Source organism: Bacteroides sp. MSK.18.37 (assembly GCF_019129155.2).
In the GTDB taxonomy this organism is placed as follows: Bacteria; Bacteroidota; Bacteroidia; order Bacteroidales; family Bacteroidaceae; genus Bacteroides; species Bacteroides ovatus.
Window position 1 is genome coordinate 2,647,950 of record NZ_JAHOIB020000001.1, and the last position, 15,470, is coordinate 2,663,419.

Annotated in this window: 9 protein-coding genes; all 9 read right to left on the reverse strand. The window is 42.0% G+C overall.

All coding sequences use genetic code 11. The features are described from left to right. Window positions 1-285 precede the first annotated feature (285 nt). Window positions 286-1,851: an IS66 family transposase gene (gene tnpC / locus KSX81_RS10960; protein ID WP_004296722.1), complete on the reverse strand. Its 1,566-nt coding sequence runs from the start codon at window positions 1,849-1,851 to the stop codon at window positions 286-288. A gap of 86 nt (window positions 1,852-1,937) precedes the next feature. Further along, window positions 1,938-2,288 (reverse strand): IS66 family insertion sequence element accessory protein TnpB, encoded by a 351-nt coding sequence (tnpB, locus tag KSX81_RS10965; protein WP_004296723.1) that lies wholly within the window; start codon window positions 2,286-2,288, stop codon window positions 1,938-1,940. After that, window positions 2,276-2,680: a hypothetical protein gene (locus KSX81_RS10970; protein WP_004298116.1), complete on the reverse strand. Its 405-nt coding sequence runs from the start codon at window positions 2,678-2,680 to the stop codon at window positions 2,276-2,278. Before KSX81_RS10970 ends, tnpB begins: the two co-directional genes overlap by 13 nt. Window positions 2,681-3,099: 419 nt before the next feature. Beyond that, entirely contained in the window at window positions 3,100-5,352 is a 2,253-nt protein-coding gene (locus KSX81_RS10975) for a glycoside hydrolase family 3 C-terminal domain-containing protein (protein WP_004298111.1), read from the reverse strand. Window positions 5,353-5,532: 180 nt separating this feature from the next. Next, window positions 5,533-7,530 carry a DUF5125 domain-containing protein gene (locus tag KSX81_RS10980; RefSeq protein ID WP_004322519.1) on the reverse strand — a complete coding sequence of 666 codons (1,998 nt, stop codon included), beginning with the start codon at window positions 7,528-7,530 and terminating at the stop codon, window positions 5,533-5,535. 22 nt (window positions 7,531-7,552) lie between these two features. Next, window positions 7,553-9,043 carry a glycoside hydrolase family 30 protein gene (locus KSX81_RS10985; RefSeq protein WP_044919071.1) on the reverse strand — a complete coding sequence of 497 codons (1,491 nt, stop codon included), beginning with the start codon at window positions 9,041-9,043 and terminating at the stop codon, window positions 7,553-7,555. Window positions 9,044-9,074: 31 nt separating this feature from the next. After that, entirely contained in the window at window positions 9,075-10,610 is a 1,536-nt protein-coding gene (locus tag KSX81_RS10990; RefSeq protein ID WP_004298108.1) for a RagB/SusD family nutrient uptake outer membrane protein, read from the reverse strand. Next, window positions 10,610-13,615, reverse strand: a complete 3,006-nt coding sequence (locus KSX81_RS10995; RefSeq protein WP_004298107.1) for a SusC/RagA family TonB-linked outer membrane protein — start codon at window positions 13,613-13,615, stop codon at window positions 10,610-10,612. Before KSX81_RS10995 ends, KSX81_RS10990 begins: the two co-directional genes overlap by 1 nt. Window positions 13,616-13,824: 209 nt before the next feature. Further along, the gene (locus KSX81_RS11000) at window positions 13,825-15,468 is read right to left on the reverse strand and encodes a DUF6377 domain-containing protein (RefSeq protein ID WP_004298106.1); all 1,644 of its coding nucleotides are present in this window, start codon (window positions 15,466-15,468) and stop codon (window positions 13,825-13,827) included. Window positions 15,469-15,470 lie beyond the last annotated feature (2 nt).

The window sequence follows — 15,470 nt, forward strand, 5'->3', positions numbered from 1 at the left end:
AATATTAATACTTAAAACAACGGCACAGTACCTTTCACATCTCTGGATGCACTACCGATGACTGCCTCAAACTCGTACACCATTGAGCAAGATTAATAAAGCTATTTCGCAATTAGTTTCAAGCCTTGAAACAAAGTGTTTCAAGCAGGGAAACGAAGTGTTTCACACCGAGAAACGGATTGTTTCAAGCCTTGAAACAATTCTTGAAACTAATCGCTACTGGTGAAGTAAGCGTCTCCGCGATTCTATATAGTGTATTAAAATAAAAAGGCTAATGATCCCTTTTTAGTCATTAGCCTTTTCCCATCTGTCAGGAAGCAGTTCCCTGTATTTTTCAATTGGTGTGTTCGGTTGCCATTCGGCTGTTCTGTTTATCACATCCGTGAGATACTCAAATAGATTCACTTTATGCATCCTACAAGTGAGTGCTATCGTATAGAGTATGGCGCCTCGTTCGGCCCCCTTATGGCTGCCGAAGAACAATGAGTTTTTTCTAGATAAGGATATGTACCGGTTCATCCGTTCAACCATATTGTTGTCCAGATAAGTGTCACCATAATTAAAGATGTCCACCACTGCATTCCACTCATTGCGAAGATAGGTAATGGCTTCCTGCAGTTCGCTCTTAGGTAATAAATCCCCCCGTTCTTCTATTTCATCAAGCACATCTTTTATTTCTCCGAGTATGTCCGGCGCATACTTTTTTCGATGCATAAGATTCTGTTCTACCGTCCATCCCTCAACCCCAACTTTATGCTTATGCTCGTTTTGATAAAGTGCGTTTATCAGCTCCACGATTCTTTTTGCATCCGGCTCCTTCTCACCGCAATCTATAAATTTCCGTTTTATATGTTGCAAGCACGGGATGCGTGTGATATTGGGATAAGCATCGCTTTCGAGCTTCCGGTAAGGTGAGTAACCATCGCTTTGTATGATACCTTTGCAACTGCCTAATTCGTTAAGAATAACTCTTTCAGACCGGGAGCCGTCATCATAGAGCAAGTATATCATCCTGGTGTTTATGCCGACAACCACCCAAAGGTATCCCTTCCTGACTCCTTTTCCCTTGCTGTTCTTTTCTGGGACGAGTATTTTGTAATAGGTTTCATCGGCTGCCTTATAAGGATCACTCAAAGCTGTCTGCCGGATGCACTTATAAAGATTTTCGAAGAGGTTTGAGGCTTTCTCTATCAACTTATGAGCCGTAGGTTTCTTCAGCGTAAAGCCATGACTCTCGAAGTAGTTGATGATTCTTTCAACAGGTAGCGATTGTATATAACGTAATTCCATCAATCCGGCAATAAATGAACCGTCATAGCTGGAATTCAAGAAGGCCGAAGCCGGTGTTTTTCCCTCAAACAGGCGACCTTCTTGCGTATAGGTGTGTATCTTGTAGACATGCTTGATGAAGCGCATGGGTACACATTCATAGCGGACGCATATTCTGGGAACAGTGGTAAACAACCGGGCCTTATTGATGTCAAAATCGGGATCATCGGGATAAACGACATGTTCTTCTTCCTCCATCTCATAATGCATGTCACGTTTGGCCCCATTGTTCTTTCTTGCTTTACGCTTATCTGCTTTTTCCGCTTCTATCTTCTGCCGCTCCTCTTCGGATATGGCAGATTGGGGAGCCTGTTGCTGTTCGGATGTGTTGGATACAAGTTTGGCGAGTCCCTTAGTAAGGCGCTGTTGCTTGCTAAGAGATTCGCCTTTTTGAAGGAGTGCCTCTTTAAGGGAAGAAACCTCCTTTATCAAAGCATCTATTTGGTCCAAGAGTCTGTTGTTGTCATCTCGTAATCCCTTGATTTGTTCCTTCAATAACTCTATGATCTCATCCTTTTTCATGGCATAAAGATATAAAAAATCAACGAATTGGCCAAATAAACCGGATGATATCTTTAGCGCAAATATCTAATAATCAGAATGTTGAATTAGATCCTAAAACGCTTTCTCAACCGTACAGACTTTAATGACACTCCATTTAAGATAAAAGACAAAACCTGATAAGAAATCTCGTAATTACCTGTATTGGGGTTAAATGTCGGTAACTCAAAACTTCCACCTTCGAGGCGCTTGTAGTACAGAAGAAAGCCATCGCCATCCCAACGCAGTATTTTTACACTTTGTCGGTTTTTACCAAAGAATAAAAAGATATCTCCGGAAACGGGAGACAAGTCCTTCATTTCCGATCGTATAATTTTGAATAAACCGTCAATGCCAAGGTTCATACGAACAAAGCCCTGGTACAGATAGTATCGATTGGCTGATGTTAGAGAATACATGGATCTCCCTCCGTTCTTTCGTAATCGCGCAACATTTTAATAACACCACCGGGTGTGGCCCGTTTGACCGAAATGGTGGTTCCACTGTTAAAGGTGATTGTGATCCCGGCAAGACTAAACTCTTCTTCCGACAACATGGCGGGTGCTATTTGAGTGAATGAAGGAGAGGAAGTTGTCGGTTGGGAGGGTTCAACGCCGCCATAATAATCACGGACCACATCTGCCTTGGCTTGTTTAACGCTATAGCCCCGTCTGGACATCCAGGAACTCATACCACCAAAAGTGGTATGCTGATCGCGGCAAACATCGGCTAAAGAACAATTGTAGTCTACTTTCAATACTTCAAGGAAATGTTTCCAAGTTTTTCCAAATCGATTTTCTGCTAAATCCATAATGCTTCATTTTTATACATAGCAAAAATATAAGAATGAAAAAAGGGCGACAAGATAGAATCGCGGAGACGCTTACCTGGTGAAGAGATAGTGAAGTTGTTGCCCTTCACCCGTAAACTCCTTATTCATCGAGGAAACAGAGAAAAGGTGAAAGGGGAGTTGAAAAGGTGGGAAATAAATATCCAGTGGGAAAAATTATTCGATTCTGTACGGAACTGGCAAATCGTCCACAGTTTGTGGACAAATTGGATTTTATCCTTTTCTCATCAAACTTAAAGCTACTTTTTCCTATATGGGAAGATAATACAAATTAAGGGTGAATGGTAGTAAGTTCTATCCCGACTATAAACAAAGAAGGCGGCTCCTGTACCCGGAACCGCCTTCATCTCCTAAAAAAAGATCTCTAACCAAACATCTACCTATTTCAACTCAAATGGTACAATACCTTTAATATCTCTGGATGAACTACCGATGATTGCCTCAAATTTGCCCGGTTCGGCCACCCATTCGTGCTTGGCATCATCGAAGAAGCTCAATGCTTTCTTATCAATCGTCAGCGTTACCGCTTTCTCTTCGCCCGGAGCCAGTTTCACTTTTTGGAAACCTTTCAACTCTTTTACCGGACGAGGGAGAGAGGATTTCTTATCACTGATATAAAGCTGAACAACTTCCTGACCTTCACGAGTGCCTGTATTCTTCACATTGACCGTGAAAGAGATGGTATCATCTGCTGTCATTGTCTTCTTGTCGGCCGAGGGTTTTCCATAGGCGAAAGTAGTGTAGCTCAATCCGTGTCCGAACGGGAACAGCGGTTTGATTTTCTCTTTATCCGCCCAGCGATAACCTACGAAAATATCTTCCCGATAGATTTCATTAATGGTGTCCCCTCTATGTTTAGACTGTGCCAGCTCTTCTTTATTACCGGGATATTCGCCCAGTTTATGAGCACCTACATCTTCCAGTTTTGCAGGGAAGGTGAAAGGAAGTTTCCCTGAAGGGTTAGCGTCTCCCACCAATACAGAAGCAAGAGCTGTTCCGGCTTCCGAACCCAAGAACCAACCCTGAACAATAGCAGGCACTTCATTCACCCAAGGCATAGCCACTGCATTGCCGGAGATATTGACAACAATCAGGTTTTTATTCACCTTTGCCAGTTCGCTTATCACTCTATCCTGCGCGTAAGGCAAACCTAAAGAAGCACGGTCCGAATCTTCACAATCCTGATGATTACTCTTGTTCAAGCCACCGAAGAAGATAACATAGTCGGCATCTTTAGCCACTTGCAAAGCCTCAGCGAGCAGTTCATCTTCCGAACGGTTGTCTTTCAAGTCCTGACCGGTTTTCACACCGTTATACTCTCCTGTCGGATCGCCGACATATCCACGGGCATACACCACTTCCGCTTTTGAACCCACACGGCTTTTCAGTCCATCCAATGGAGAAATCTCATATTTCACTTTCAAAGAAGAACTACCACCGCCCACAGTCATCATCTTTATCGCATTTTCACCGACCACTGCGATTTTCTTCGCTTTATTCAAATCGATAGGCAATACGTTACCGTTGTTCTGCAACAGCACAATTCCTTCTTCAGCTATCTCACGTCCGGCCTGCCCGTGCTCGGGAGAACCTAAAGAGCCGAATGGTTTGTGCGGGTCCATTGAAGTACGGAAAATCAGACGAAGGACATTGCTAACCTTTTCGTCCAGTTCCTTTGTTCCTACTTTACCCTCTTTTATCAGTTTCAGGTAAGGAAAAGCAAGGTAATAATTATCATACGCATTTCTCGTTCCGGCAGACAGTCCGTTCGTCCAAGAACCAAACTCCAAGTCCATGCCGTTATGAATAGCCTGTTCGGTGTTGTGCACACCTCCCCAGTCGGACACTACGACGCCATCAAAGCCCCATTCATCGCGAAGAATATCTCGAAGCAGGCGCTTGTTGTGACAGGCGTGCTCTCCCTGATAGAGATTATAAGAGCCCATAATCGACCATGTTCCACCTTCCTGGACAGCCGCTTTAAAAGCAGGCAGGTATATTTCATAAAGAGCACGATCACTCAATTGCACATTGGTGGTATGACGGTTGAACTCCTGATTGTTCAAGGCATAATGCTTCACACAGGCAGCTACCCCGTTCTCTTGTACACCTTTGATGTAAGGCACCACCATAGTGGCGGACAGATACGGGTCTTCTCCCATATACTCGAAGTTACGTCCGTTCAAGGGAGTACGGTAGATATTCACACCGGGACCCAACAAGATGTCTTTCTTGCGGTAACGTGCCTCTTCACCGATACTTTTTCCATAAAGATGCGACATTTCGGGATTCCATGTAGCAGAAAGACACGTCAGTGCCGGATAGGCAATACAGGAATCGTTTGTCCATCCAGCCTGATCCCATTCATCCCACAACACTTCCGGACGGATACCGTGAGGACCGTCGGTAGCCCATACTTCGGGAATTCCGAGGCGGGGAACGCCTGCCGAACTAAATTTAGACTGTGCATGAATCATCTTCACCTTTTCTTCAAGGGTCATCCGGTTCAATGCATCTTTCACTCTCTCTTCAATAGGCTTACCAGTATCCAGATACACCGGCTTCTGCGCAAAGGCAGGCAGCGCAGTTATCACAGACAAGCCAAGTAACATTGCTTTGAATTTCATGTTCATTTATGATATAAGAAATAAGTTCATACTTTATTTATATAGACTCTCAAATGGGGAATATTTCCTAGTTGCGGATGAGTTTATTAATGTTTTTTACGTTATTCAGTCTAAGATGAATCCTGAAAGGGTACTATTACACCCTTTCAGGATAGTTTCAATAAAAATCCGATATCAATCTTCAGATCAATTTATTTTCTCAACCTTCAGAATAGCATTAGCATTACCATTCGTGACATCAATGGTAAATCGATAAACACCTCCTTCTTCAAATGCTTTATTATCCTGCATTTCCAAGTTTCCGGAGCCTGTAAGTTTAAGCTGTTCCACTAAAGTATTACTTGCATAATTACTGAATTCTCCTCCCCAATCATTTTGATAGAAGAACTTAAAACTAATCGCCTCCCAGTCACCACTAGTCTTCAGTGTTTCCCCGGCTTTCAAGGTTAGCTGATACTTTTTAGGAGCAACTTGTGCCAGACAGAGAGCCTTACCTGTCTCCCAGCCCACTTCGGAAGATGTAACAGAAGGTTTACCGATTCCTTTCCCGATAGCCCAAATTGCACCTGTTCCGTCATCTTGTAATTTGGCCGGTTTACCATCTTTCAAAGCTATTACAGAGAAATATTTCAAGATACCATTAGCTGTCACCCGATAATCTCCATTAATAGGAAGAAACTTCAATGTCCCATCACTTTGTTTCTCAAAGAAGTCAGGATCAATCCACCACTCATTCAAATTATCAATGCCAGTGACAGTTATCATTTGACCACGTGTAAACACCTGATCCGACTTATATATATCAGTATCTGTCACCTCCATCTTACTATTACCAAAGAAGATATCCGGTGCGGGTAAATCTACCTTCCCTACTTTCTCCACTGTCAACACAGCCTTGGTATTGCCTTTTGTTACATCAACTGTAAATCTGTAAATGCCTCCTCTTTCGAACTTCTGTCCTTCTTGCAGTCCCAGGTTACCGTCTGAAGAGATTTTAACCAATTCGCTCGTTGTAGAAATAGCATCTCCTTTAAACTCGCCATTGTCCCATTTATTGATATAGAAGAATTTAAAGTTGATATCATCCACTTTCATTGTTACTCCGGCTATGAATGTCAGTTGATACTTTTTCGCAGTAAGCTGCGGCATGCACAGACCGTTTTCCGGAGTCCATCCTACTTCAGAAAGTGCAACCGATGGCTTGCCGATTCCTGTTCCAATAGCCCAGATAGCACCTGTTCCATCTTCCTGCAACTTGGCAGCCTCACCATTCTTCAAAGCAATGACAGAGAAATATTTCAGTTTACCATTTGCCGTTATTTGGTAACTTCCATCAATCGGAAGGAATTTCAATGTTCCATCTTCCTGCTTCTCAAAATAATCCTGATCTATCCACCAATTATCATAATCAGGTACCCCTTCAAACGTTAGAATATCATTCTTCTTCAAAGCGAGTTTGATTGCATAAATATCATTCTCTACCAGCTCCATGTCTTCACCGTTCACCTTCAATTTAGCAAATGGCTCTGCTTCATAAGTCAACGTATTAAATTTAATAGCATAGCTCCCCGGTTCCGTATTAGAAAAAGAGATAGAGTTAGTTGAACCGGTTTCAATCGTCCCATTGTCCCAACCGAAAGTCAATTCGTTGCCATTCTCTCCCACTTTCGGAGTTTTGATATATGCCTTCATCTTTTGAGAAAAATCTCCTGTCACGCTATACTGGTACATGGATTGCCGTTCCATCCGGTACTCTTTTCCCTCTTCATCCACTAATGTCAGATAGGGAAAGTCCGGTCGTGCCAGAGCGAGCTCTTTCGTCATTTCTGTTGTAGTAAAGTGAATATTCTGAAGAATATATTTCAAGGTTGCCTTTCCATTAGGAATATTAGCATAATAAGGAATGAAGATTTTACCAGTATAATCGTTTCCGCTTGTCTTTGTACGGATGACCGTTTCGGACACTTGTTCTTCTCCATAAAAAAGCTGTGCTTTCAAGGTAGAAAGAGGTACATCCACGTCCGAAGCTTTAATCGTAAACGGAAGACTGTCACCAAAAAGAGCATCTGCATTCTCCGCTTTGATTTCCATACTCGGACTACCGGGCAAGAATTCGTCATCACTGCAGGAATTCATGGATAATATTCCTGCCATAGCTAATATGATATAAATATTTTTTTTCATTGTTTTGATCGTTTTAAGGTTCTTATTCCGACTTTGCCCAACGATAGGAAGTCACAGATTTGCCAGGAACATCATAAGCAAAATGGCGCTTGCCGTCACTAAAGGTTATTCTCTTGGTCTTTTCATTGTTATTCATCAGGACAAAAGCGTATGTTCCGTCCGGATTCTCGAAAGCAGAATACATGATATTGCTGTCGGCATAACCTGTGGCACCGATACGTAGGGCTCCTGGTTTCACTACACTTGAAAGATGAGCGATGATATAATAATGTGAGTTACGGATAATTGTCTTATAGTCGCTATTACTGATATCCACTGCTCCGTAGCAAGTCTGGCAACCGCCTTCACGGTTAGGAGCACGGTCATTATCAAGCATCAGGTTCCATACGATAACACCTTTACACCAGTTATTGATTGTACCCAATGCAACTTCCTTCATATCTTCCAGCAATCGTTTCGACAAGTCGCGTCCGCTGTTCCAGGTTCCGATAGAAGTCTCCGTGAAAAGAAGTTCTTTTTCAGGATAAGCTTTGTGCATATTCAAAAGTTCTTCGCGGTTGCCGCCATAGTTGTGATAAGCAGCTCCGGCCAGATATTGGGAAGCAGCCGGGTCTTCATACATCTTACCGGGGTAGTTCTTTTCTGTTTCAATATCGCTATAATCATAATTATGATCGTATGCATAAATCTTCGTAGCTAATCCGGCTGTTTTGAATTTAGGACCAAGTGCTGTTTTTACGAAGTCTCTCTGTTCTTCCCAACTCATATAAAGTGAAGCGGAATTACCACGATTCAACGGTTCGTTCTGTGGAGTTACGGCATAGATATCAATACCCTCAGCGTTGAAGGCTTGCACCCATTTTACAAAATAAGTGGCATAATCCTGATAATAGGCAGGATTGAGCTGACCGTTTGTCCATGACTCAAATGGAGTAAGGTCTGTGAGGCTTTTCACCTTCATCCATGTTGGACATGTCCAAGGTGCGGCAATAATTTTTATAGAAGGATTGATGTCCAGAATCTCTTTCAGAATAGGCAGAATATACTCTTTTTCTTCACTCTGTAGAGCAAAATTTTCAATACCTTTCTTATCACAACAAGTATATTCACTCAATGAGAAGTCCGAGCAACCAATAGAGATACGGATATAGCTAAATCCGAAGCCTTTGTCATCAGAGAACGTTTCCGTCAGGAAAGCATGGCGGTCTTCCGGTTTCATTTGCAGAAGATTAAAACAGGTAGCACCTGTGATAGCTACGCCAAAGCCGTCCATTGTCTGATATTGTTCAGTCGGGTTCAATGTAATGGAAGTAGGCGCCAAGTTATCTTTCAAACTGAAATTAACGGCATCACGAGTCAAATCGCGAGTCAGACTATTGGTGGTGGAATAAATAGTCACATCTCCGGTGGGAATGGGTGCCACAGGTTTTTCCGCATCGTCACTGTTGCTGCATGCAGCTAATATGGTGAAACATCCTAAAAAAGTCAATGCTATATTTCTCATGTCTATCATAATCTTAAGTTTTCTATGTTTTTTAGTTGAATTAATAACCCGGATTCTGATGAATCTTATCATTCGCGTCGATTACCGATTGTGGAATAGGCAAACGGTAGGAATTCTTATCATAAGTGTAAACTTGCGCTTTGCGTCCTGAATCTTTCGCATGCACAGCATTCATCACCTCTTCTACCTTGTCCAGACGGACTAAATCGAACCAGCGTTGTCCCTCAAAAGCCAGTTCCAACCGGCGTTCTTTAAGCAAAGCATTCAGCAATGCATCTTTATTTGAACGGGTAGAAGAAGAAAGTGCTCCCAATTTGGCACGATCGCGAACTTCATCTATAATATCGGCTGCTCCTTCCAAATCAGGTGTATCCTGCATGATCAGGGCTTCTGCTTTCAGCAACAGTACATCGGCATAGCGATATTTAATGATGCTGCTATTCGCCGAACGGCATTTATACATGAACGGATAATTATCAGACGGATAATAGTTGCTCCAACCACAATCATAATAAACAACAGATTCTTTGAAACGAACTTCATCCCCTTCCTGTTTGAAAGTACTAATCAAGTCACGTGATGGAGTCACCCATTTCGCCCATGTGAAATTGTTATTCCAATTTACCAAATCACGACCGAACATCCATGTGCACCAGTTACCTGCTCCGGGAGTAAATTGTGCTTCAAGAATCGATTCTTTCGTATTACGCATCTTCGCATCTGTTCCCGCAGCATTCATCCCAAACAAATCACTGAAATCATCCACCAGATCAAAACCGTCAGCTTTCACCTCATCACAATATTGGATAACTTTCGTATAATCACGTAAAGGTTTCTCGGCGTAAATCTTAGCCAATAAGGTACGGGCTACAGATTTGGTAAACAAAGTTTTATTCCCCGGTGTGTTATCCGGAGCATACTGCACAGCGTCCAATAAATCTCTTTCAATCTGCTGATAAGCTTCAAGTTCCGTATTCTGTTCTGGGAAATATTGCGGATATACATCCTCAATATTATCAGAGGTAATATCTTCTGCTACGGTGGTAATCACTGGAAAATCCCCCCACAGACGTACCATGTCGAACATTATCATGGCACGGAATATCTTTGCTTCTGCCTTGTATTGAGCACGTTCGGCAGTAGTCAACGAATTATCTGTCACTGCGTCAATATTACAAATCAAGATATTAGCGCGGGCAACGTCTTCCATATACCGGTTCCAGTCCCGTTCCAATACAGAGTTTGAACCTTCAATAGAGTTATTCTCAAACGGAACAACTTCTGCTCCTGTAGTTCCTGCATAGGCATTGTCGGCATGTGATTCTGCAATAAGAAGTAAATCCACATACCAGTGTTCCTGACGGTCACGCATTTGATTATAAAGCGTTGTCAAATGGCTTTCAACTGCCGCTTTATCCTTGAATACAATTTTCGTACCATCACTTGTCACTCCTTCCGTCACATCCGAATAGGTGTCTAATGGCTCATAATTCAGCGAACAGGAAGAAAGCCCCAATAGCAAACCAGAGGTTAATCCATAAAATATAGTTCTTAGTTTCATAATCTTTCCTTTCATTAGAATTCAACATTAATACCAAACACGTATGATCTGCAATGGGGGTAAGTACCCCAATCGATACCTTGTACCGTACCGCTGTTTCCCCATTGGTTTACTTCCGGGTCCATTCCCGAATAGCTGGTCCATGTCAGCAGGTTAGTAGCCGTGAAGTAAGGTTGTAGGCGGGTAATTCCCCATTTCTTCAACAGTTTACCTTTAAAGTTGTATGACAAGGAAACATCCTTTAATCTTAGATAACTACCATCTTCTACAAAATAGGTAGAATTGAGTAATTTGAAATTAGCCTTAGGCATGTCTGTAATTTGACCCGGAATCTTCCATCGGTTCAAGACACGGGTTGACTGATTTTTGCCATCATACATTCCTTCCGTTTCAATACGCGAAGCGTTATAAATATCGTTACCATAAGAACCTTGGATAAAGATACTTAAATTAAAGCCTTTCCATGAAAACGTATTAGTCATACCATAAGTGAAGTCTGGATTCGGATCACCGATATAAGTACGGTCAGAAGATGATATTTTGCCATCATTATTCAAATCACGATACATCAATTCACCAGTTTCAGGGTCTACCCCATCACTTATATAACCGTAGAAACCTCCTAAAGCACGTCCCGGTTCATTACGTACCACATAATCATTCACCACATCTGCTGTTTTAGCATCGTAATAAACTTTCTGTAATTCCAGTTTTGTCAATTTATTCCGGTTAAAAGAAATATTGAAGTCTGTATCCCATGTAAATGCTCCTCCACGAAGATTCTTCGAACTAATAGAAAGCTCAAAACCCTTATTTACCATTTCACCCTCGTTACGGGCAATAGACGTAGCTGCCGCGGCACCAGCAGGTAATGATACATTCATCAACATGTTTTTGGTCTTCTTATAATAATAGTCTGCATTAAACGTCAACCGTCCATTCAATATGGTCAGATCCAGACCTATATTGGTCTGTGTCGTGGTTTCCCATGTCAAATCAGATGTACGTAAATTTGCCTGACTAATGGTAGGAACAGCATTTGCGTAATCAGTCGAATCACCTTCACCGCCTTTCTTGAACCATTCGATACGACCAATATTGTAACGCTGCAAATATGCATAGTCACCAATACCCGACTGGTTACCTGTTTGTCCCCAGCCACCGCGCAACTTTAAATCGTCAATCCATGTCAGGTTCTCCATGAACTTCTCCGAAGAAATACGCCAGGCAGCAGAAAATGAGGGAAATACGCCCCAACGATGATCGGGATGTAATTTAGAAGAGCCATCGGCACGAAGATTAGCTGTTAGCAGATATTTACTATCGAAGTTATAAGCTACACGTCCGAAAAATGACATAATCCCCCATTGAGACGCACCCGTACCTGTATTATCCCAGGATATTTTATTGGCAGCATTCAATGTCTGAATCAGGTCGCTACGATAGTGAGAGCCATTGATCCAACTATTTGAATAGTCTGAATCCGTCCATGACGAACCAGCCATTACTTCCAAGCCATGTTTCTTGAAATTTTTATTATAAGTCAGCACATTATCAAATGTCAAAACTGTGTTCATATTCCGATTATCCGAGCCCTCACCATACTGATTGCGTCCCCAGGCAGTAGAAATCGGATCAAGAAAAGTGGTATTAACGGCATTGCGACGGTCAAGAGTAAGAGTAGACTTGAACTTCAGCTCCGGGAATGGAGTCAACAATATATTACCCGATGCCAGTAAGCGGTTTTCCTTATCCTTGTTATTTTTCGCACGTGCCATATTTTCCAATGGATTTGTAATATTACCGACTCCATAGAAATTATTGTAATACTGATTTGGGTTCAAAGCATCCCATACCGGTGCATAAGTTGGTGTATTGATAACAGCCAGAATAACACCACCACGATTCGCACCTGTTCCCATTGCTCCACCTCCATTACTTGTATAGTCTGAGTAAGAGATATTGGCACTAATCGTTAACCATTTACGGACCTGATTTTCAAGGTTTACACGGAAGTTGTAACGCTTGTAATAAGAGATGTCCAACACTCCCTGTTCTTTCAGATAGCCTGCAGAAAGATAGTATTTCATCTTCTCGTTACCATTGGATACAGCTACCTGATAATTCTGAGTCTTTCCGGTCGTATACGTTTCGTCAAACCAGTCGGTGCGGTCAGGCAATCCATCCGGCAAAGATACCAGTCCGATTTCATCCTGCAGTTCTTTATATTGTGCCGAATTCAAGGACTCCACTTTATCAGCCACTTTGTTCAATCCGAATTGGGCTGTCAGAGAAACTTTTGCATTTCCGGAAGCACCGGCTTTCGTAGTAATAAGAATGACTCCGTTGGCAGCACGCGAACCGTAAATAGATGCTGAAGAAGCATCTTTCAAAATCTGCATACTTTCAATATCGTTCGGAGAAAGGAATTTGATATTGTCTACAGGCACTCCGTCCACCACATACAGCGGATCATTACTACCATTCATAGAGGTAGTACCACGTACGCGGATAGACATTTCACCTCCCGGCGTACCGTTAGGCTGAATCACCGAAACACCGGCTGCCTTACCTTGAATGGCCTGTCCTGCCGACACAATAGGTCGCATATCCAAATCTTTGGTAGATACGGAAGAGATAGCGGTAGTCACATCTTTCCGCTTCACCGAACCATAACCGATCACCACTACTTCATCGAGCACTTCATTATCTTCTTGAAGTGTGATCTTCATCTGGCGGGCTGCCTTTATCTCCTGTGATTTGTAGCCCACGTAAGAGAATATCAAAATGGCATTTTGTTTAACGTTTAATGTGAAGTTACCATCCAAATCGGTAATTGCCCCGTTAGATGTACCTTTTTCTTGTACACTAACACCAATTAGTGGTTCTTTTTGAGCATCCAGGACCTGACCGGACGCGGTAAATTGCTGTGCAGATGCACTCAAAGATAAAAACATTGCCAAGATAGCAAAGAAAATCTTGCGACTCCCCGAAAGGATTTTTCGCTTGTTCTTTTTCATGCGTACTAAAATTTTAAAGTTAATAATAGATGCTCGTCCGTAATAGCTGTTCTCATTACCTTCGAAGCACAGATCAAAAGTATAAAGAAATTAAAGTGAGCTAACAGGGAGGGGTCAATAAGTGGATGACACAAAACATCATCAAAATGATTATCAACCATTTACACACATATAACATATCCAAAAAAGTGGTTAGTTTACAGTCTTAATCAGCGAATTTTTCGTACTAAAATCTCAAAATCGTCTCTCGATCCACGGGCCTTATTCCTTACTTTCGCCCGGTAATTATAGATTGTATTCACTGAATAACGAAGAAATTCCGCAATTTGCGAACTGTCTTCAATACCCAGACGTATTAAAGCGAAGATTCGTAGTTCAGTGTTCAATAACTCATCTTTTTTCGGCAGGATATGTTCATTGTCCTGCAATAAATCATTGAATTTCCCCACAAAATTAGGGAAGAGATGCAAAAAAGCTGTATCAAAGTTAGCATATAATTCTTCCAGTTCTTCATCAAGAGCATCCTGCGAACGCGTTATCTTTAATAATTCCGCAATCTGTCCGGCAGATACTTTCTTATTCACCATCCTCCGGTAAGCGTCCAAACGGTTGATATAAGTAGAACACAGCTTGATGAAACGGGCAATATACTCTTCCTTGATCTGATTGGACTCCGAAAGTTCAATATTGGTGGAAGACAGGCAACTATTCATTTGCCTCAACTCCTCATTCAATCCGTTTAACTGTCCATTGGCTACCTGAAGATGATTTCTTGCATCCGCCAGCTTTTTCATCTGACGGTAGATATATCCTAAGGCTACAATCAACAACACCAACAGTGCAGTGATAAGCAGCAGGTTCTGTTGAAGACGGTCGTTCTGCTTTTCAATCATTGCCTGATAGGTTTTATCAATCAATGAAAGCACGTCAGCACTCTGCCAGCTACGCAAACGGGCATTATAGAACTTTGTCGCATTCCAGGAAAAGCGCATATATTGGTACGCACGTTCCATATCACCATCTTCATAAAGTAGTTGGGCAAGCATCCACAACGAAGCATGATCTTTAATAGCAGAACGGATATCCGATATAGCAGAAAGACATAGATTTCGTTTCTCTCCCAGACTATCATTACTGTATTTGTAAATCAAAGAGCGATGGTAAGTGACCAATGCATACTGTGGAGTATTTACTTCTATTTCTGCCAGCCGGAGATCATTCACTTTTAAGGCTTCCTCATACTGGTGTTGATCGCGAAGTGATGCTTCACGCATCATCAGGTACTCTTCCGATTCTGGGGGCAATATAGCATATAAAGAATCTCTATATGCCTGCGAGATACTCCAGTAACGTCCCGAAAGGGTTTTATCCTGGGTATAAACGCTCAATTCACCATACACATGGTCAAAGCAAGTATAATAATCAGCAATTAAACGGGAGACAACTTTCTGTCGGTCTACTGATTCTAAAACATCAATAGACTCCGTGTACATTCCCGTTGAAGATAATAATAATGAAAGCTGCAACTGACTTTCTATCTTCCGGTCTGTATCATGCAAGCGCTCTGCAATCCGGATATTTTCATTCAAATAGTGGATTGCAGAGTCGCAGATAAAGGCTTTATATTCTTTGTATATCTGACTGTTCAGATTGTAATGCTCCGCAGAACTTGCTTCTATCTCGTGTGTCAACTCTTTAAGGTGTCTGATACGTGATTCACGTTGAGCTACATAAGTCTCATGTTCCTGAATTGTCAAATCAAGCACATTCAACAGTGAGTCCAGAGTCTTATCAGCCCAGGTATATAGTGGAAAAGAGAGAAGCAAAAGAAATATCAGGTACTTTTTTTTCATCG